General features: G+C 70.3%; 16 protein-coding genes. 6 read left to right on the forward strand and 10 right to left on the reverse strand.

Translation table 11 applies throughout. The features are described 5' to 3' along the window. Nucleotides 1–3: 3 nt before the first annotated feature. The 7 genes from JLI01S_RS07795 to JLI01S_RS07825 all read right to left on the reverse strand — a co-directional run bounded on the left by JLI01S_RS07795 (nucleotide 4) and on the right by JLI01S_RS07825 (nucleotide 8,172). Nucleotides 4–2,703: an MGH1-like glycoside hydrolase domain-containing protein gene (locus JLI01S_RS07795; RefSeq protein WP_068262662.1), complete on the reverse strand. Its 2,700-nt coding sequence runs from the start codon at nucleotides 2,701–2,703 to the stop codon at nucleotides 4–6. Between the two features lie 39 nt (nucleotides 2,704–2,742). Further along, nucleotides 2,743–3,417 (reverse strand): response regulator transcription factor, encoded by a 675-nt coding sequence (locus JLI01S_RS07800; RefSeq protein WP_068262665.1) that lies wholly within the window; start codon nucleotides 3,415–3,417, stop codon nucleotides 2,743–2,745. Further along, nucleotides 3,414–4,910: a sensor histidine kinase gene (locus JLI01S_RS07805; protein ID WP_157074866.1), complete on the reverse strand. Its 1,497-nt coding sequence runs from the start codon at nucleotides 4,908–4,910 to the stop codon at nucleotides 3,414–3,416. The genes JLI01S_RS07800 and JLI01S_RS07805 overlap by 4 nt, the downstream gene beginning before the upstream one ends. Beyond that, nucleotides 4,900–5,319 (reverse strand): hypothetical protein, encoded by a 420-nt coding sequence (locus JLI01S_RS16910; protein WP_157074867.1) that lies wholly within the window; start codon nucleotides 5,317–5,319, stop codon nucleotides 4,900–4,902. Before JLI01S_RS16910 ends, JLI01S_RS07805 begins: the two co-directional genes overlap by 11 nt. Nucleotides 5,320–5,389: 70 nt before the next feature. Further along, on the reverse strand, nucleotides 5,390–6,709 hold the full coding sequence (locus tag JLI01S_RS07815) for a uracil-xanthine permease family protein (RefSeq protein ID WP_068262674.1): 1,320 nt from the start codon (nucleotides 6,707–6,709) through the stop codon (nucleotides 5,390–5,392). A 15-nt stretch (nucleotides 6,710–6,724) separates the two neighbouring features. Beyond that, nucleotides 6,725–7,198 (reverse strand): hypothetical protein, encoded by a 474-nt coding sequence (locus JLI01S_RS16915; protein ID WP_068262678.1) that lies wholly within the window; start codon nucleotides 7,196–7,198, stop codon nucleotides 6,725–6,727. Continuing rightward, nucleotides 7,195–8,172, reverse strand: a complete 978-nt coding sequence (locus JLI01S_RS07825; protein WP_157074868.1) for a GNAT family N-acetyltransferase — start codon at nucleotides 8,170–8,172, stop codon at nucleotides 7,195–7,197. The genes JLI01S_RS16915 and JLI01S_RS07825 overlap by 4 nt, the downstream gene beginning before the upstream one ends. Nucleotides 8,173–8,218: 46 nt before the next feature. Here JLI01S_RS07825 and JLI01S_RS07830 point away from each other — a divergent pair, with 46 nt between their 5' ends. The 4 genes from JLI01S_RS07830 to JLI01S_RS07845 are packed head-to-tail and all read left to right on the forward strand — an operon-like array spanning nucleotide 8,219 to nucleotide 13,395. Then, entirely contained in the window at nucleotides 8,219–10,804 is a 2,586-nt protein-coding gene (locus JLI01S_RS07830) for a DEAD/DEAH box helicase (RefSeq protein WP_068262685.1), read from the forward strand. A gap of 24 nt (nucleotides 10,805–10,828) precedes the next feature. Beyond that, nucleotides 10,829–12,304, forward strand: coding sequence for an ABC transporter substrate-binding protein/permease (locus JLI01S_RS17715; protein ID WP_084349284.1), 1,476 nt, complete (start codon nucleotides 10,829–10,831; stop codon nucleotides 12,302–12,304). Next, nucleotides 12,291–13,103, forward strand: coding sequence for an amino acid ABC transporter ATP-binding protein (locus tag JLI01S_RS07840; protein WP_068262688.1), 813 nt, complete (start codon nucleotides 12,291–12,293; stop codon nucleotides 13,101–13,103). Before JLI01S_RS17715 ends, JLI01S_RS07840 begins: the two co-directional genes overlap by 14 nt. Before the next feature lie 7 nt (nucleotides 13,104–13,110). Continuing rightward, nucleotides 13,111–13,395 carry a DUF4031 domain-containing protein gene (locus JLI01S_RS07845; RefSeq protein ID WP_068262691.1) on the forward strand — a complete coding sequence of 95 codons (285 nt, stop codon included), beginning with the start codon at nucleotides 13,111–13,113 and terminating at the stop codon, nucleotides 13,393–13,395. Here the strand turns inward: JLI01S_RS07845 and JLI01S_RS07850 are convergent. After that, nucleotides 13,352–14,011 (reverse strand): HD domain-containing protein, encoded by a 660-nt coding sequence (locus JLI01S_RS07850; protein WP_068262694.1) that lies wholly within the window; start codon nucleotides 14,009–14,011, stop codon nucleotides 13,352–13,354. The genes JLI01S_RS07845 and JLI01S_RS07850 overlap by 44 nt on opposite strands. An 18-nt stretch (nucleotides 14,012–14,029) precedes the next feature. Here JLI01S_RS07850 and JLI01S_RS07855 point away from each other — a divergent pair, with 18 nt between their 5' ends. Next, nucleotides 14,030–15,529: a purine-cytosine permease family protein gene (locus JLI01S_RS07855; RefSeq protein ID WP_068262697.1), complete on the forward strand. Its 1,500-nt coding sequence runs from the start codon at nucleotides 14,030–14,032 to the stop codon at nucleotides 15,527–15,529. Then, on the forward strand, nucleotides 15,526–16,116 hold the full coding sequence (locus JLI01S_RS07860) for a cysteine hydrolase family protein (protein WP_281177455.1): 591 nt from the start codon (nucleotides 15,526–15,528) through the stop codon (nucleotides 16,114–16,116). The genes JLI01S_RS07855 and JLI01S_RS07860 overlap by 4 nt, the downstream gene beginning before the upstream one ends. Here the strand turns inward: JLI01S_RS07860 and JLI01S_RS07865 are convergent. Together JLI01S_RS07865 and JLI01S_RS07870 are read right to left on the reverse strand one after the other, a co-directional pair. Next, nucleotides 16,103–16,516 (reverse strand): VOC family protein, encoded by a 414-nt coding sequence (locus tag JLI01S_RS07865; protein ID WP_068262700.1) that lies wholly within the window; start codon nucleotides 16,514–16,516, stop codon nucleotides 16,103–16,105. The two genes, JLI01S_RS07860 and JLI01S_RS07865, sit on opposite strands and share 14 nt — an antisense overlap. Before the next feature lie 9 nt (nucleotides 16,517–16,525). After that, the gene (locus JLI01S_RS07870; protein ID WP_068262703.1) at nucleotides 16,526–17,443 is read right to left on the reverse strand and encodes a LysR family transcriptional regulator ArgP; all 918 of its coding nucleotides are present in this window, start codon (nucleotides 17,441–17,443) and stop codon (nucleotides 16,526–16,528) included. Nucleotides 17,444–17,449 lie beyond the last annotated feature (6 nt).

A 17,449-nucleotide genomic window follows, 5' to 3' on the forward strand; every position in this document is an offset into this window, starting at 1 on the left:
CGCTCAGCGGCTCCGCCCACGGTTGCGCTCGGTGTGCACATCACGTCGGCTCGTGCAGACCAGGTGCGCGACCATGCCGGTCCAGCCGAGCTGGTGGGAGGCACCGAGCCCGCGCCCGGTGTCGCCGTGGAAGTACTCCGAAAAGGTCGGGTGCGCCCGCCCCCACAGGTCACCGGTCGGCACATGGATCGGGTCGGCGGGACGGCGCCCGTCCTCTCCGAGCCGGAAGAGGTCGACGAGCCGGTCCTCGAGCTCGAGCGCCACCTGACGCAGCGAGATGTGCCGGCCCGATCCCGTGGGCATCTCGACGGTGAGCTGCTCGTGGGCGTCGACCGCGTGCGTGCGCAGCGCATCGGTGAGCAGGACATTGACGGGGAACCACACGGGACCGCGCCAGTTGGAGTTGCCACCAAACATCCCGGTGTCGGACTCACCGGGGACATAGCGCAGCGACAGATCGCGTCCGTCGAGGGCCACGTGCACCCCGTCGCGGTGGCCGGCCGACAGGCTGCGCAACCCGTGGGGTGAGAGGAACTCCCCTTCGTCCAGCAGCCGGGTGAGCAGTCGCTGCAGCCGCTCCGGGTCGACGAGGGCCAGGGTCGTGTCCTGCTCCTCACCCCGGCTCACCTGCAGGAGCGCGTCGGTGAGGTCGGGGCGGTGCCTGCGCAGCCATGCCAGGCGAGCGGTGAAGTCGGTCAGCTCCCGAGGCACCCAGTCCGGCTCGTTGGCCACGGCCATGATCGGCAGCAGCCCGACCATCGAGCGCACCCGGATGGGGGTGGCGCCGCCGCCCGCGTCGACCACCACGTCGTAGAAGAAGCCGTCCTGCTCGTCCCACAGGTGCACGTCATCGGTCCCGAAGTGCTCCACAGCCTCGGCGATGTGCAGGAAGTGCTCGAGGAACTTGGTCGCGACCTCGTCCCACGCATGGTCGGAGCGGGCCAGCTCCCACGCGATGCGCAGCATGTTGAGGCAGAAGAAGGCCATCCAGCTCGTCGCATCGGACTGCTCGAGCCGCTGCCCGTCCGGCAGCGGCTCCGACCGGTCGAAGGGCCCGATGTTGTCCATCCCGAGGAAGCCGCCCTCGAAGAGGTAGGACCCGTCGGAGTCCTTGCGGCCCACCCACCAGCCGAAGTTGAGGGCCAGCTTGGTGAAGATCCGTACGAGGAATCCCGGGTCGTGGGCTCCCTCGAGGGCGTAGACCTGCCAGGCCGCCCAGGCGTGGACGGGCGGGTTGACGTCGGAGAAGTTCCACTCGTAGGCGGCCATCTGTCCGTTGGGGTGCATCGCCCACTCGCGGCACAGCAGGACAAGCTGCTCCTTGGCGAAGGCCGGGTCCATGTGCGCCATCCCCACCGCGTGGAAGGCGGAGTCCCAGGTCGCGAACCACGGGTACTCCCACTCGTCCGGCATCGAGATGACATCGGCGAGCGCGAGGTGGGTCCAGTCGGTGTTGCGGCCCTGCGGCTGCGGTGCCCGCCGACTCTCCGGCGCGGGCGGCTGTGCGGGATCGCCCTCGAGCCACTCGCGCACGTCGTAGCGATAGACCTGCTTGCACCAGTTGAGCCCCGCGAAGGCCCGCCGCGCGATGAAGCGGTCCTCCTCGCCGGCGTGCTCCGGGATCACCGCGGCGTAGAACTCGTCGGCCTCGCTGCGGCGGCTCGCGATGATCTCGTCCACATCGGCGAAGGGTGCGGGGGCGCCCCCTTCGTCCTCGGTCACCTGCACGAGCCGCAGGCGCACCCGCACGCTCTCCCCCGGCGCGACGGCGTCGTAGTGGTAGCGCAGGGCAGCCTTGGTCGCGCGGTGCTGCGGCGGCGCGAGCAGCGACCGGTCGCCGTGGACGATCGCCGCGTCGACCGCATCCTTGGGGTGCGGTGACGCGTCGTCGCCGGCAGAACCGAAGGTGGCAGCCTCGTTGGTCTCGTTGTCGCACAGCAGGATCTCGGGGCTGCCCTCGGCGTGCAGGACGTAGCGGCCGAGCCAGCCGTGCTCGAGGACCAGGCGGGTCCCCCCTTCGTCCTGCGCAGTGATCGAGGGGCGCCGGTCGTCCCGGCCCCAGGACCAGGTGTTGCGGAACCACACCTGCGGGAGCAGGTCGAGCGGCGCGGGGTCGGGGCCGTGGTTGGTCGCCTCGATCTCGATGACGACATCGCGCTCGCTCGCCTTGGCGTGCCGGGTGACGATGTCGAAGAAGCGGTCCTGCTCGAGCACCCCGGTGTCGCTCAGCTCGTACTCGTCGTCCCCGTGACCGCGCTCGGCGTTGCGGGCGATGAGGTCCGCGTAGGGGAAGGCGGCCTGCGGGTAGCGGTAGAGATACTCGCCGAAGGAGTGGGTCGGGGTGGCGTCCAGATGCCACCAGTACTCCTTGGCGTCCTCGCCGTGGTTGCCCTGCGGCCCGCTCAGACCGAAGAGGCGCTCCTTGAGCCGGTCGTCACGGCCGTTCCACATCGCCGTGGCGACGTTGAGGAAGCCGTAGCGGTCGGTGAGCCCGGCGATGCCGTCCTCGCCCCAGCGGTAGGCCCGGGTGTGGGCCTGGTCGAAGGGGAAGTGGGCCCAGGCCTCCCCGTCGGGGCTGTAGTCCTCGCGGACGGTCCCCCACTGGCGGCCGGCGACATAGGGACCCCACAGGCGCCACGCGTCATCGGTGCCGGGCGCCTCGGCGAGTCGCTGGTGCTCTGCGGTCGGCTGCGCGTCGCTCACGGGACCACGGTGCCACAGCCGCCGGGATCGTGGACGGGATCAGCCGGTGAGCGGGCGCAGGCGGTAGCCGACGCCGCGCACGGTGAGGATCCGGTCGGCCCCGATCTTGGACCGCAGGCTGCGCACGAAGACGTCGACGACATTGGACCCGGGGTCGAAGTCCATGTCCCACACCATGCCGAGCAGCTGCTCGCGGGAGAGGACCTGGTCGGCATGCTCGACGAAGGCCACCAGCAGGGCGAACTCACGGGCAGTGAGCTCGATCTCGCGGTCGACCACGCGCACCGTGCGCCGGCGGATGTCCAGGCTGAGGTCACCCGCGGTGAGGCCGGCGTCGTCGGCGGGCGCGGCGCCCCCTTCGCGCAGACGCAGGCGCACCCGCGCGAGCAGCTCGGCGAACTGGAAGGGCTTGGTCATGTAGTCGTTGGCCCCGCCCTCGAGACCGGAGACGGTGTCGTCGATCCCGTCCCGGGCCGTGAGGATGATGACCGGGATGTCGACGCCGTCGCCACGCAGGCGCCGCAGCACCTCGAAGCCGTCGAGCCCGGGCAGGCCGACGTCGAGCACGAGCAGGTCGAAGGCACCCGTGCCGGCCAGCGCCCAGGCTTGGCGGCCGTCCTCCGTGATCGTCGTGCGATATCCGTTGGCCCGCAGCCCCTTGTCGATGAAGCTCGAGATCTCCGTGTGGTCCTCGGCGATGAGGATGCTGCTCATGGTGCCTCCTGCTCGTCCGGCGCTCGGCCGGTGTCCTCCGCGACGGGGACGACAATGGTGAAGACGGCGCCCTGACCGGGGCGTCCGCCGACGTCGACGCGACCGCCGTGTCCCTCGGCGATCGCCCGCACGATGGCCAGGCCGAGGCCCGCTCCGCTGTGGCGCCGACCGTCGGGCAGGTCGCCGTGCGCGAAGCGCTGGAAGATCTGCTCACGGTCGGACTCAGGGACACCCGGTCCGGTGTCCTGGATCGAGATGGTCAGCGCCCGCCCGAGGACGGGGTCCTCGACGAGGTCGGAGGAGAGCGTGATGGCGTCCCCGTCGGCGGTGTGCTGCACCGCGTTCTGCGCGAGCTGGAGCACGGCCTGGGTGATCCGCTGGGTGTCCAGCCGGGCCGTACCCTCGGCCACCTGGCTCACCCCCCAGCGTCGATCGGCCAGCGCGGAGATCTTGGCGTCGAGCGAGACGGTCAGCATCGACAGGTCGACCTCGTCGGTCGGGCGGATGAAGTCGGGACGCTCGGACGTGGCCAGGGCGAGCAGGTCCGTGACGATCCGTCCCATGCGGTCCAGCTCCTGGGTGACGATCCGCAGGGTGACCGCGCGCGACTCCGGGTCGTCATCCATCAGCTCGAGGTGGCCACGGATCACGGTGATCGGTGTGCGCAGCTCGTGCCCGGCGTCGTCGACGAAGCGCTGCTCCGCGCGGAAGGCCTCCTCGAGCCGGTCGAGCATCCGGTTGAAGGTCGAGGCCAGCCCGGACACGTCGTCGTCGCCGACGTCGATGCGTCGAGTGAGGTCCTGCTCGGTGATCTCCTCGGCCGCGGTCTGGACCAGTCGCACCGGCCACAGCAGGCGACCGGCGACGAGCCACGAGACGACGCCGGCAAAGAGCAGCGCGACGAGCGAGACGAGGGCCAGCGTGCGCACGATGCGATCGGCCTCGGCACGATCAGCATCGGTGAACACTGCCACGAGGAGCATCGCGTCGTCACCGCCCTCGACGTCGACGACCGTGCGGGCCCAGCGCATCTCACCGGCAGCGGTGTCCGTCGTACCGGACGTCGATCGCTCCGCCGCTCGCAGCAGGGCGGAGTCGCGGGTCAGGTCGTACTCCTCGACCGAGGGAGCGCCCGGTCCGTGGGAGATGGTCACCACCCCCTCCTGACCGACATAGCCGACGATCACCTCGCCGTGGCTCGGGCTCTGCCGTGACAGGTAGACCTCGAGCAGTCGGTCAGCGGTGGTGAAGGGCCGGGAGGTCTCCGGGTCCACGCCCTCCTGGGTGAAGGTGCGAAACTCCTCGATCTCCTGGGTCACGGCAGCGTTGGCCCGCTCACCCACCGACAGGTGCAGGCTCTCCCGCACGACGATGACGACGCTCAGCAGGCTGACGCACAGGACGAGCAGCATCCAGCCGACGATGGTGTCGCGGGCCAGCCGCGGACGCGAACGACGTGCCCGGCCGGGGGCGGGGGCGGGCTCAGTCGTCATCCCACTCATCGTCGTCGTCCGCCTCGTCGTCGTCATCATCATCGTCGTCGTCACCGTACGAGGGTGCCGGCGCCTGGGTGCGGGAGGTCCAGGTCGGCGTGCGAGTCGGGGTCGACGTCGAGCGCGGCGCGGAGGTCCGTGACCTCGTGGACGTCGAGGACTTCGTCGTCGACGTGGTCTTGGAGGTGGTCTTCGGGGTCGTCTTCGAGGAGGTGGGCGCAGACGACGTCGAGGTCGGGCGCGGTGTCGTGGTCTCGCTCGTCAGCTGGATCGGTCGCTCCTCGACGGGCGGCGGGTCCGACGGCGCCGCCGCGACCCGGAACCCGAGGAGGACGAGCAAGGGCACGCAGAGCATGACCGCGAGGAGCATCCCGTCGCGACCGATGCGACGGCGTGGGCTGGGCTTCATGGCCGTCACCCTAGGCAGGTGGGATGAGCCCTGCGTGAGCGTGGGATGAAGAGATCTTCATCCTGGCTGGTCAGTCGGTCGGCGTGAGCGGATCGGGCACGGCCCGGGTCACGAGGTTGATGCTCCGCATGAGGTGGAAGCCGACGAGCGCGGCGACCGTGCCGAGGGCGATGCCGGCGAACTGCAGGTCACCGATCTGCCACGTGAAGTCGGCGACGCCGATGATCAGGGCGACAGCGGCCGTCATCAGGTTGATCGGGTTGCCGAAGTCGACCCTGGCCTCCACCCAGATCTTGGCGCCCAGCAGGCCGATCATCCCGTACAGGACGACTCCCGCCCCGCCGAGCACGCCCTGGGGGACGGTCGCGATCGCCTCGCCGAACTTGGGCGAGAAGGACAGCAGGAGGGCGACGACCGCCGCGACCCAGTAGGCCGCCGTCGAGTAGACGCGGGTGGCCGCCATGACCCCGATGTTCTCGGCGTAGGTCGTCGTGCCGGACCCGCCACCGGCCCCGGCGAGGGTCGTCGCCAGCCCGTCGGCGATGAGCGCACGCCCGGTGATCGGGTCGAGGTCCTCACCCGTCATGGAGGCGACCGATCGCACGTGCCCGACGTTTTCCGCCACGAGGACGAGGACCACCGGGATGAAGAGACCAGCGACAGCGATGTCGAAGTGGGGCGCGTGGAAGGCCGGCAGCCCGACCCAGTCGGCCGCCTGCACCTTGGCGAAGTCGACCTCGCCACGCAGCACCGCCGTGAGGTACCCGGCCGCGACGCCGACGAGGATCGCGATGCGGGAGAAGAGGGTCTGCGTCGCGACGGTGACCAGCAGGATGACCGCGACGGTCACCAGGGCGGTGACGGGCGAGACGATGAAGTTGGTCTTGGCACTCGGTGCGAGGTTGAGTCCGATGAGCGCGACGATCGCACCCGTGACCGTCGGCGGCATGATCGCGCGCAGCCAGCGGTCACCGGCGAGCTGTACGACGACGCCGAGCAGCGCCAGCGCGATGCCCGCCATGACGACACCACCGAGCGCGGTCGGCATGTCGTGGCTCGTCGAGGCAGCCGCGAGCGGCGCGATGAAGGCGAAGGAGCTGCCGAGATAGCTCGGGACCCGCCCTGCCGTGATGAGCAGGAAGAGCATCGTGCCGACGCCGCTGAAGAAGAGGGTCGTCGCGGGCGGCAGCCCGGTGATGAGCGGGACGAGGAAGGTCGCGCCGAACATCGCGACGACGTGCTGTGCCCCGAGACCGATCGTCCGCGGCCACGACAGCCGCTCCCCCGGGGTGACGACCTCGCCGGGCAGGACCTCGCGGCCGTCGCCGTGCAGGCGCCACCCCAGGCCGAAGGGGGGTCGGGTCTCGGTGTCCTGATCGGTCTGGGTCATGCGCCGAATGCTAGGTCAGCGTCGAGTGAGCTTGGACCACAGCCACGGTGTGCGCGAAGGCAGCTCGACCGGGTCGTCCGCCGGCAGGCCCTCGTCGAGGTCGTCGAAGAGCAGCGCGTGCCCGGGAACCTCGCCGGACAGGGTCCTCGGGTCGACGCTCTCGGCCGCGGCACGAGCGAGCACGTCGTCCCGACGGCCGGGATCGCTGATCGTGTCGTAGAGGAGCACCCGTGTGCCCAGGAGCGCGGTGAGCGCGGTCAGGCGCCTCGACGAGATGCTGGCCAGCCCCGTGCTGACGGCGAGGGTCCATCGACCGTCGACCCCGGCCACCGGAGGCAGCAGCCCGGTCCCCGACGTGGCCCCGGTGGCGTCGGGCGCCGGGACGGTGCGGCCGCCGGTCAGCCCGAGGGCCTCCGCGACCTCGGCCTGGGAGCTGTCCAGGACCGCGAGCCAGGCCGTCGTGTCCCCGTAGGGCTCGAGGTGCGTCACAGCGAGCGCGCCATGATCACGCCGTCCCGGTCGTCGCCGGGAGCGACCCGCACCCCACCGGGGATGCGGCCGACCTCGGTGTAGCCGTAGCGGGTGTAGAACTCGCCGAGCCCGGTACCGCCCCGGTAGTCGAGGGTCACCAGCTCGACGCCCATCTCCCGAGCGCCGCGGTGGAGACCGGCCATGAGGAGTGCGCCGTGGTTGGTGCCCCGACGCGCCGGGTCGGTCATGATCCGCTCGAGGTTGGCGGTGTGGGCGACGGTGGCTCCGGTCGCGCGCGCGACGAAGCCGAAGCCGAGGAGCTCGCCGAGGGGCGAGTTGAGCGCGACGCAGACCGTGCTGCCGTCAGCGAGCTTGGCGGCATAACCGTCGAGGACGGCCGCCACCTGTTCCTCGCTGGCACCGGGGACGAAGCCCACCGCGCCGCCCGCGTCGTTGACCTCGACCCACATCGTGAGCATCGCCTCGCGGGCCCGCGGCGGGATGCGGTCGGCGATGCGGACATAGGGGAGCTCGAGGACCTGCCACTCGTCGCCGTCGACGACGTGGTCCAGGTCCGGCACGTGCACCAGCCCCGCGGACTCCGCGACGAAGCGCGTGGCGATGTCCTCGGGGGCGACACGGATGCGCAGGGGCAGGTCGGGCAGCCACTCCAAGGAGTGCCCGACGACCAGCCGCAGCGCCTGCGCGGCCAGGTCGTCACCCCCTTCGCCCTCGACGACGCGGATGGTCACCCGGATGAAGTCGGGGTGTGACCGCAGGCCCACGAAACCGACCCGGCGTCCGTCGGCGTCCTGGACGATCCAGGCGCCGTAGCCGTGCTCGTCCCAGTGCTCGCGCCAGCCGCGCACGATCTGCGCGGGGCGGTCGGCGGAGACCGGCACGTCCATCAGCTCGGCCACGAGCTGGGCGTCGTCGTCGACGGGCGGGTGCAGGGAGATGGCGTCGGTGGTGATCGTCTGTGGTGCAGTCACGGACCCCATGGTGACACCCGGGTAACTCCGCTGGGACGATGGGCGGATGGCAGATCCGCTCATCGTCCCCGTCGGCACCGAACCCGACGACCTCTTCGAGCGGTTCTCGGCCTGGACGGCCGGGCGCGACCTCACGCTCTACCCCCACCAGGAGGAGGCCCTCCTCGCCCTCCTCGGTGACGACCACGTCGTCCTGGCCACCCCCACCGGCTCCGGCAAGTCCCTCGTCGCGACGGGCGCGATCGCGCACGCGATGGCCAAGGACGAGGTCGCCTTCTACACAGCGCCCATCAAGGCCCTCGTCTCCGAGAAGTTCTTCGACCTGTGCGCGACCTTCGGCGCGGACAACGTCGGCATGCTCACCGGCGATGCCTCGGTCAACGCCGACGCCCCCGTGATCGTCTGCACCGCAGAGGTGCTCGCCAACCTCGCCCTGCGCGAAGGGAGTGACGCCGACGTCGGTCTCGTCGTCATGGACGAGTTCCACTACTACGCCGAGCCCGAGCGTGGTTGGGCCTGGCAGGTCCCGCTGCTGGAGCTGCCGCAGGCGCAGATGCTGCTGATGTCCGCGACGCTCGGTGACACCCGCGCCATCGAAGAGGACCTGCGCGAGCGCACCGACCGCGATGTCGTGGTCGTCAAGGACGCCGAGCGGCCCGTGCCCCTGACCTTCTCGTGGGCGCTCACCCCGATCCAGGAGACGATCGAGGAGATCCTCGAGTGGCGCCGCGCGCCGGTCTACGTCGTCCACCAGACGCAGGCCAACGCCGCCGAGCACGCCCGACTGCTGCAGACCCTCAAGCTGCTCGACAACGACGAGAAGCAGGCCATCGCCGACCGGCTCGCCGGGTTCCGCTTCTCCGCCGGCTTCGGCCGGACGCTGAACGGCATGCTGCGCCGCGGGGTCGGCGTGCACCACGCCGGCATGCTCCCGCGCTACCGGCGCCTCGTCGAGCAGCTCGCCCAGGCCGGGATGCTCAAGGTCATCTGCGGTACCGACACCCTCGGCGTCGGCATCAATGTCCCGATCCGGACCGTGCTCTTCACCTCCCTGACCAAGTTCGACGGCTCCCGCCACCGAGTGCTGCGCGTGCGGGAGTTCCTCCAGATCGCCGGCCGTGCGGGTCGCGCCGGCTACGACACCGAGGGCTATGTCGTCGTCCAGGCCCCCGAGCACGTCATCGACAACCACCGCGCGCTGCTCAAGGCCGGCGATGACGAGAAGAAGCGCAAGAAGGTCCAGCGCAAGAAGCCGCCGGAGGGCTTCGTCGTGTGGACCGAGGAGACCTTCGCCAAGCTGACGACCGCCGCACCCGAGACGCTGCGCTCGCGGATGAAGGTCGACAACTCGATGATCCTCAACCTCGTCGCCCGTCCCGGCGACCCGGTCGCCGCGCTCTCCCGACTCACCCGGGACAACCACGAGGACGCGAGAGGACGCACCCGCCTGGCCCAGCGCACCATCCGCCTGGGCCGCAGCCTGCTCGACTCCGGTGTGCTGGAGCGCCTCCCGGAGCCGGACGAGACCGGGCGGACCGTGGCGCTCACCCTCGACCTGCCCCGCGACTTCGCACTCAACCAGCCGCTGGCCCCCTTCGCGCTGGCGGCACTGGACCTGCTCGACCCGGACTCCCCCACCCACGCCCTCGACGTCGTCTCCACCATCGAGGCGGTGCTGGAGGCCCCCTTCGCCATCCTCATGGCACAGCAGCACGCCGCCCGTGGCGAGGCGATCGGCGAGATGAAGGCCGACGGGATCGAGTACGAGGAGCGGATGAAGCTCCTCGAGGAGATCACCTGGCCGCGACCGCTCGCCGAGGAGCTGGCCGCAGCCTTCGAGACCTACCGGCAGACCCATCCGTGGCTGCCGGAGGAGGCACTGATCCCGAAGTCGATCGTGCGGCTGATGTGGGAGGAGGGGATGTCCTTCGCCGACTTCGTGCGGCGCTTCACCCTCGGTCCGCGCGAGGGGCTCGTGCTGCGCTACCTCACCGACGCCTACCGCACGCTCATGCGCACCGTGCCCGATGTGCACTCCTCCCCCGAGCTCGAGGAGATCATCGACTGGCTCGGCGAGAGCGTGCGCCAGACCGACTCGTCGCTGCTCGACGAGTGGGAGGCGCTCGCCGACCCGGAGTCTGCGGCAGCCCTCGCCGAAGGGCGCGACGCCGCCCCGCCGCCGCGGCCCCTGTCCGCCCGCACCGGCCCCTTCCGCACGATGGTGCGCGGCGCCCTGTGGCAGCGGGTCGACAAGGCCGCGCGCGACGACCTGTCCGCCCTCAGCGCGATCGAGACCGCCGCGGCGGAACTGGCCGACGACGACCGGGCGCCGGCCATGCGCTACGACGACTGGGACACGGCCCTCGGCGACTACTGGGAGGAGCACGACCGCATCGGCACCGACCAGGACGCACGCGGTCCGCACCACCTCCACATTGAGGAGACCACCGGCCGTCCGCCGGGCATCAGCGACACGCTCGAGGTCGACGACGCGCGGCTGTGGCGGGTGCGCCAGACGCTCGCCGACCCCGCCGGCGACCACGACTGGGTCATCGAGGCCGAGGTCGACCTCGATGCCTCCGACCGCATCGGGGAGGCCGTCGTCCTCGCGACCGCCCTGCGACGACTGTGACATCGGGCCTATCCTGAGCGCCTGATGATCACCCTCCCCCGGCGCCTCGCGCACCTCCTGCTCGCCCTCGCGATCGCGCTGGCTCCCGCGCTGCTGTCCGCACCCGGTGCTGCCGCGGCCCCCGCTGCGGTCTCGACCACGCCGTCAACCGCCTCGGACCAGCTCCCCAACCCACTGCGGGTCGGGACCGAAGGGGTGTACGCGCCCTTCTCCATCAAGCAGGGTGACGAGTTCACCGGCTTCGACGTCGAGGTGATCAAGGCCGTCGGCGAGCGCCTCGGGGTCGAGGTCGAGTTCGTCGGGACACCGTGGGACTCGATGTTTGCCGCCCTCGGGGCGGGTCGCTTCGACATCGTCGCCAACCAGGTGAACGTCAACCCTGAGCGCAAGCAGCTCTACGACCTGTCCGACCCGTACGTCGACACCGCTGGTGTCCTCGTCGTCGCCGAGGACAACCCGAAGGGCATCACCGAGCTCACCGATCTCAAGGGCAAGAAGTCCGCGCAGAACATCACGAGCAGCTGGGCAGAGGTGGCCAAGGAATACGACGCCGACATCGTCGGCGTCGACGGCATGAACGAGGCGATGGCCAGCCTCAGGGAGCACCGCGTCGACGCGATCGTCAACGACAAGCTCGCCGTCCGCAACTACATCGCCACCAGCCCGGATCCCGGGGTGAAGATCGTCGCCGAGACCGATGAGCAGGCCCAGTCGGTCTTCGCCGCGAAAAAGGGCTCCGGCTACATGCCGGCGATCAACAAGGCACTGGCGGAGATGGAGGCGGACGGCACCACCCAGCGGATCTACGACACGTACTTCACCGCCGACAACGCCGCCCCGAGCTCTTGGGAACTCATCAAGGCCAATGCCTGGCCGATGGCCGTGGCAGCTGTCAAGGTGACGATCCCGCTCACGGCGGTCTCCTTCCTCGCCGGTCTGGTCCTCGCGCTGGTCGCCGCTCTGGGCCGGATGTCGTCGTCACCCCTGCCCCGGGCCATGGCTCGCGGTTACATCTCGATCATCCGCGGGACCCCACTGCTCGTACAGCTGTTCCTGATCTTCTACGCGCTGCCCGAGATCGGGATCGATCTGCCGCCCTTCGTCGCAGCGGTGATCGCCCTGTCGCTCAACGTGGGCGGCTACGCGGCCGAGGTGATCCGCTCGGCGGTGGAGTCGATCCCCAAGGGACAGTGGGAGGCGGCGCAGACGATCGGCATGAGCCGGACGACTGCGCTGCGCCGGATCGTGCTGCCACAGGCTGCCCGCACGGCGATCCCGCCTTTGTCCAACACGTTGATCTCGTTGCTCAAGGACACCTCGCTCACCTCGATCATCCTCGTCGTCGAGCTGACGCAGGCGGCGAGGTTCGCGGCCGCCCCGACCTTCCAGTACATGCCGATGTTCGGTCTCGCCGCCCTCTACTACTGGATCATCTGCACCGTCCTATCGCTCGTGCAGGACCGCGCCGAGGAGAGGTTCAGCCGCTATGTCGCCCACTGAGGTACCCACCAGTGCCAGCACGCCCGTGGTCTCCGCGCGCAATGTCCGCAAGAGCTTCGCTGGCTTGGAGGTCCTGCGGGACATCTCCTTCGACGTCCCCGAGGGCGGCGTCACCGTCGTCCTCGGCCCCTCCGGGTCGGGCAAGACGACCCTGCTGCGCTCGCTCGGCGGGCTCGAGCGACCCGACGCCGGCGTCATCACCATCGGCGGCACCACCGTCGACTTCGCCGACCTCACCCCCAACCGGCACGGTCGCCTCCCACGTGCCCAGCGCGAGCAGGCAGACGCCCTCGCGGCGCAGACCGGCTTCGTCTTCCAGGGGCACAACCTCTTCGCCCACAAGACCACCCTCGACAACATCACCGAGGGACCGATCGTCGTCCAGGGCGAGGACCCGCAGTCCGCCCGGGAGCGGGCGAAGTCGCTGCTGGAGCAGGTGGGCCTGTCCGAGCACGCCGACAAGTACCCCTTCCAGCTCTCCGGCGGTCAGCAGCAGCGGGTCGGCATCGCCCGGGCCCTGGCCCTGCGGCCGGCGGTCGTGCTCTTCGACGAGCCGACCTCCGCGCTCGACCCCGAGACCGTCGGTGAGGTCCTCACCGTCATGCGTGACCTCGCGGAGCAGAGCTGGACCATGGTGGTCGTCACGCACGAGATCCGCTTCGCCCGCGAGGTGGCCGACGACGTGCTCTTCATCGACGGTGGCGTCGTCGTGGAGCGGGGCGCACCGGAGCAGGTCATCCTCGAGCCGCAGGAGGCCCGCACCCAGGCCTTCCTCAAGCGCATCCTCGACCCGCTGTGAGCCGACGATGATCCTCGTCGACCCACCCACCTGGCCCGGCTGGGGACGGGTCTGGAGCCACCTGGTCTCCGACTCCTCGCTGGAGGAGCTGCATGCCTTCGCCGAAGGCCTGGGCATCCCGCGCAAGCTCTTCGACGAGGACCACTACGACGTGCCGGTGGAGCGCTACGACGAGGTCGTCGCCGCCGGGGCCACCGAGGTCGCCGGCTCCGAGCTGATCCGGCGGCTCATCCGCAGCGGGCTGCGCGTCACGCAGGCCCAGCGAGACGGTCGATCTCCCGACGCAGGTTGAGCCGGGCCCGCTCGGTCCACCGCTCGTGCGCCTGGTCGGTGAGGTAGAGACGCTCCCGCTCGACGAAGGGGGTCAGCACCGCGATCCGTCCACGGGCATAGTCCGCGGCGGCGAACATCCCGTACTCGATGCGGACCTGGTGGCAGTAGGCGTCGAAGCGCTCGGCATCCGCCGAGAGGATCCACAGGTCGGCATCGTGGAAGGCGCGCGTCGTCGCATCCGACGTCGTCATCTCGTGCGTCGCTGACTCACGGATCAGGCGGACGATGACCGCGACATCGCTCGGGTCGGCACCGAGCGCCGTCAGACGCTCCTGCGCCACGTCCGCAGAGGCCTCCTCGTTGGCACCGGGTGCTGCCGCGGGGTCGTAGACCGCGTCGTGATACCAGGCGACCAGACCCGCGAGGTGCCGCTCGCGGGCAGGGAGGTCGCCCCCTTCGTGCAGCTCGTCGAGTGCCGCGAGGACCTCCGCCAGGTGCACCGCGTCGTGGTAGGAGCGGTGGTCCTCGAGCCAGCGATCGAGCAGACTCGTCCCCTCGGCCGCGACGAGCTGACCGTCCGCAGCCGGGCACAGTGCGATGACATCGGCGTGCCATCGGCTCCTGAGGGTGTCCACGTATGCCAGTCTGCCCGAATGAGCGCTGACTCCCGCAGAGGCGACACCCTCGACTCCGTCCGTCGTGCCGGTGTCGAGACGACCGGCATCGAGATCATCGACGAGGCTGACCGCACGGCCAGGCCCGCGGACCTCTTCTGGCCGTGGTTCGCGGCCAATGTGTCCGTCTTCGGCATCTCCTACGGCAGCTTCGTCCTCGACTTCGGGATCTCCTTCGTCCAAGCCGTCGTCGTCTCCGTCATCGGGATCGTCATCTCCTTCCTGCTGTGCGGACTCGTCGCCGTCGCGGGCAAGCGGGGATCGGCTCCGACGATGGTCATCTCGCGGGCGGCCTTCGGTGTGCAGGGGCAAAAGCTTCCGGGTGTCGTCTCCTGGATCGTCTCGATCGGCTGGGAGACCTTCCTCGCGATCATGGCGACCCTGGCCACCGCCACCGTCATGCGCGAGCTCGGGTGGGGCGGTGGGACGCCCACCAAGGTCATCGCGATGCTCGTCGTGGCCGCGCTCATCGTCACCGCCTCCGTGGCGGGCTACCACCTGATCATGCGGATGCAGTCCCTGCTCACCTGGCTGACCGGGGTGGCGACGATCGTCTATGTCGCCCTCACCGTCGGGCACATCGACTTCCCGACCCTCACCGCGATGGAGGGCGGGTCGATCCAGCAGCTGCTCGGCGCGCTCATCATGGTGATGACCGGATTCGGGCTCGGCTGGATCAACATCGCCGCCGACTGGTCGCGCTACCAGAGCCGCGAGGCCTCCTCCGGCGCGATCGTGGCGTGGAACACGCTCGGTGGCGCCCTCGCGCCCGCCCTGCTCGTCGTCTACGGCATCGGCCTCGCCGGGTCCGACGCCGACCTGCGCGCCGGCATCGTCGCCGACCCGGTCGGCACCCTCGCGACGATCCTGCCGACCTGGTACCTCGTGATCTTCGGCGTCGCCGCAGTGCTGGCGCTGGTCTCCGGCGCCGTGCTGGGCATCTACTCCTCCGGGCTGACACTGCTCAGCCTCGGCGTACGGATCCCCCGCCCCGCGGCCGCGGGTCTCGACGGGCTGCTGCTCACCCTCGGCACGATCTACGTCGTCTTCTTCGCGGAGAACTTCCTCGGGCCCTTCCAGTCCTTCCTCATCACCCTCGGCGTCCCGCTGGCCGCCTGGGCGGGGATCTTCCTGTCCGACCTGGCACTGCGCCGTGAGGACTACGACGAGGAGGCGCTCTTCGACTCCCGGGGCCGCTACGGCGCCGTCGACTGGATCTCGGTCGGCACGATGGTGCTCACCTCGGTCATCGGGTGGGGTCTGGTCACCAATGCCATGCCCGACTCGACGTGGAACAACTGGCAGGGCTACCTGCTCAAGGCCTTCATGGGCACCGACCTCGTCGAGGACCCCGGTGGCAACTACTGGGCCGGCGACTGGTCCTATGCCAACCTCGGCGTCCTGGCCGCACTCGTGCTGGCCTTCGTCATCACCTATGTCGCACGGCGCGCAGTCGTGCGTCGTCAGGAGGCGGCATGAATGCCGAGAGCGGGTCGCAGCCCGCTCTCCCCGACCTGACCGATGCCTGGCTGGTCATCATCGACCCGCAAAAGATCTTCGCCGACGTCAGGAGCGAGTGGGGCTCGCCCATGTTTGACGACGCGCTCGGTCCGATCAAGAGCCTGCGCTCGGGCTTCGGGGCGGACCACACGATCGTCACCCGATGGCTGCCGGGCACCGAGCGCGCTGGCTCGTGGGGGCCCTACTTCGAGCGGTGGCCCTTCGCCGACCAGCCCGACACCGATCCGCTCTTCGACCTCGTTTCCCCCGCCAACGGGTGGAGCAGCCGGGGCACGGTCGATGTCTCGACCTTCGGCAAGTGGGGCGAGGGCCTGACCCGTCTCACCGGCGCCACGCCCACGCTCGTCCTCGCGGGGGTGTCGACGGACTGCTGTGTCATCTCGACGGCCCTGCCTGCCGCCGACGCCGGCGCCACCGTCGTGGTGGCCGCCGATGCCTGCGCCGGCTCGAGTGAGGACAACCACGCTGCCGCCCTGCAGGTCATGGGGCTCTATGCCCCGCAGATCGAGATCGTCAGCAGCGCTGAGGTCCTCAACTCTCGCTGACCGCGATGTTGACCATCCACGGGATGCCGAAGCGGTCGGTGAAGGAGCCGTACTCGTCACCCCACATCTGCACCTCGAGCGGCACCTCGATGGTGCCTCCCTCGGTGAGGCCTGCCCAGTAGCCGCGGAGACGCTCGGTCTCGTCGCCGCTGATGCTCACGGTGATGCTCGTGCCCGACGAGGCCTGCATGCCGGGCGGGGTGTCGCTGGCGAAGATCGCGTAGCCGGCCTCCGTCTGGAGACTGGCGTGCATGACCTGGTCGCCGATGTCGCCCGCGTCGGGCATGTACTCACCGAAGGTGTGGACGAGCAGCTCACCGCCGAGGACCGACTGGTAGAACTCCATCGCCTCGCGGGCGTTGCCGTCGAAGTTGAGATACGGGTTGAGTGTCGATGCCATGCACCGACGCTAGTGCCGGGCACCGACAGCCGGAAGATCCGTGCGCCGGACGGCCCGCAGCGCCCGCGCCGCCTCGTGGACGGCCGTGGTCAGGCGGGCGATCCGCGGCGTCTGCAGGGTCCAGACCTGCCAGTGGAGCGGGACATCACGGTGCGCCCGCTGACGCAGCAGCACCAGCTCCCCGGTCTCCAGGTCATCACCCAGCTGGGTTTCGGGGACCATCGCCCAGCCGAGCCCCGCCCGCACCGCGGCGACGAAACCCTCGGACGACGGCACCTGGGAGGTCGGCGGCGGCTGCGCGACGCCGAGGTCCCGCAGGACCCCGAGCTGCAGGTCGTCCTTGGCGTTGAAGCGCAGCACCGGCATCTGGTCCCACGCGTAGCCACGTCCTCGAGCAAACCGCTCAGCCAGCCCCGGCGAGGCCACCGGCAGGTAGCGCATCGCACCGAGCGGCTCGGTCCGGCACCCCGCCACCGGCACAGGGTCGGCCGTCACCGCCCCGACCACACCGCCACGTCGCAGGTGGTCGGCGCTGTACTCCTCGTCCTCGACCTCCAGGTGGAGCAAGGTGTCGTCCCACGTGGCCGCCGCAGCGAGGACCGGCACGAACCATGTCGCGAGGGAATCGGCGTTGACGGCTACGGGCAGGTGGACGGCGGCAGCACCCCCTTCGCCCCCGTCGCCGAGGGCCACCCGCACGTCCTCCTCCAGGAGGACCATCTGGCGCGCCGCCCGCACGATGGTCTCCCCCACCGCGGTCGCGCGGCAGGGAGTCGTGCGCTCGACGAGGACCCGCCCGGTGTCGCGCTCGAGTGCCTTGATCCGCTGGCTGACGGCCGACGGGGTGAGGTGCAGCGCTCGCGCCGCCGCCTCGAAGGTGCCGTGGTCGAGGACCGCCAAGAGGGCGCGCAGCTGATCGAGGTGCATGAAGTC

The sequence above is a fragment of the Janibacter limosus NBRC 16128 genome, assembly GCF_001570985.1.
Taxonomy (GTDB): domain Bacteria; phylum Actinomycetota; class Actinomycetes; order Actinomycetales; family Dermatophilaceae; genus Janibacter; species Janibacter limosus.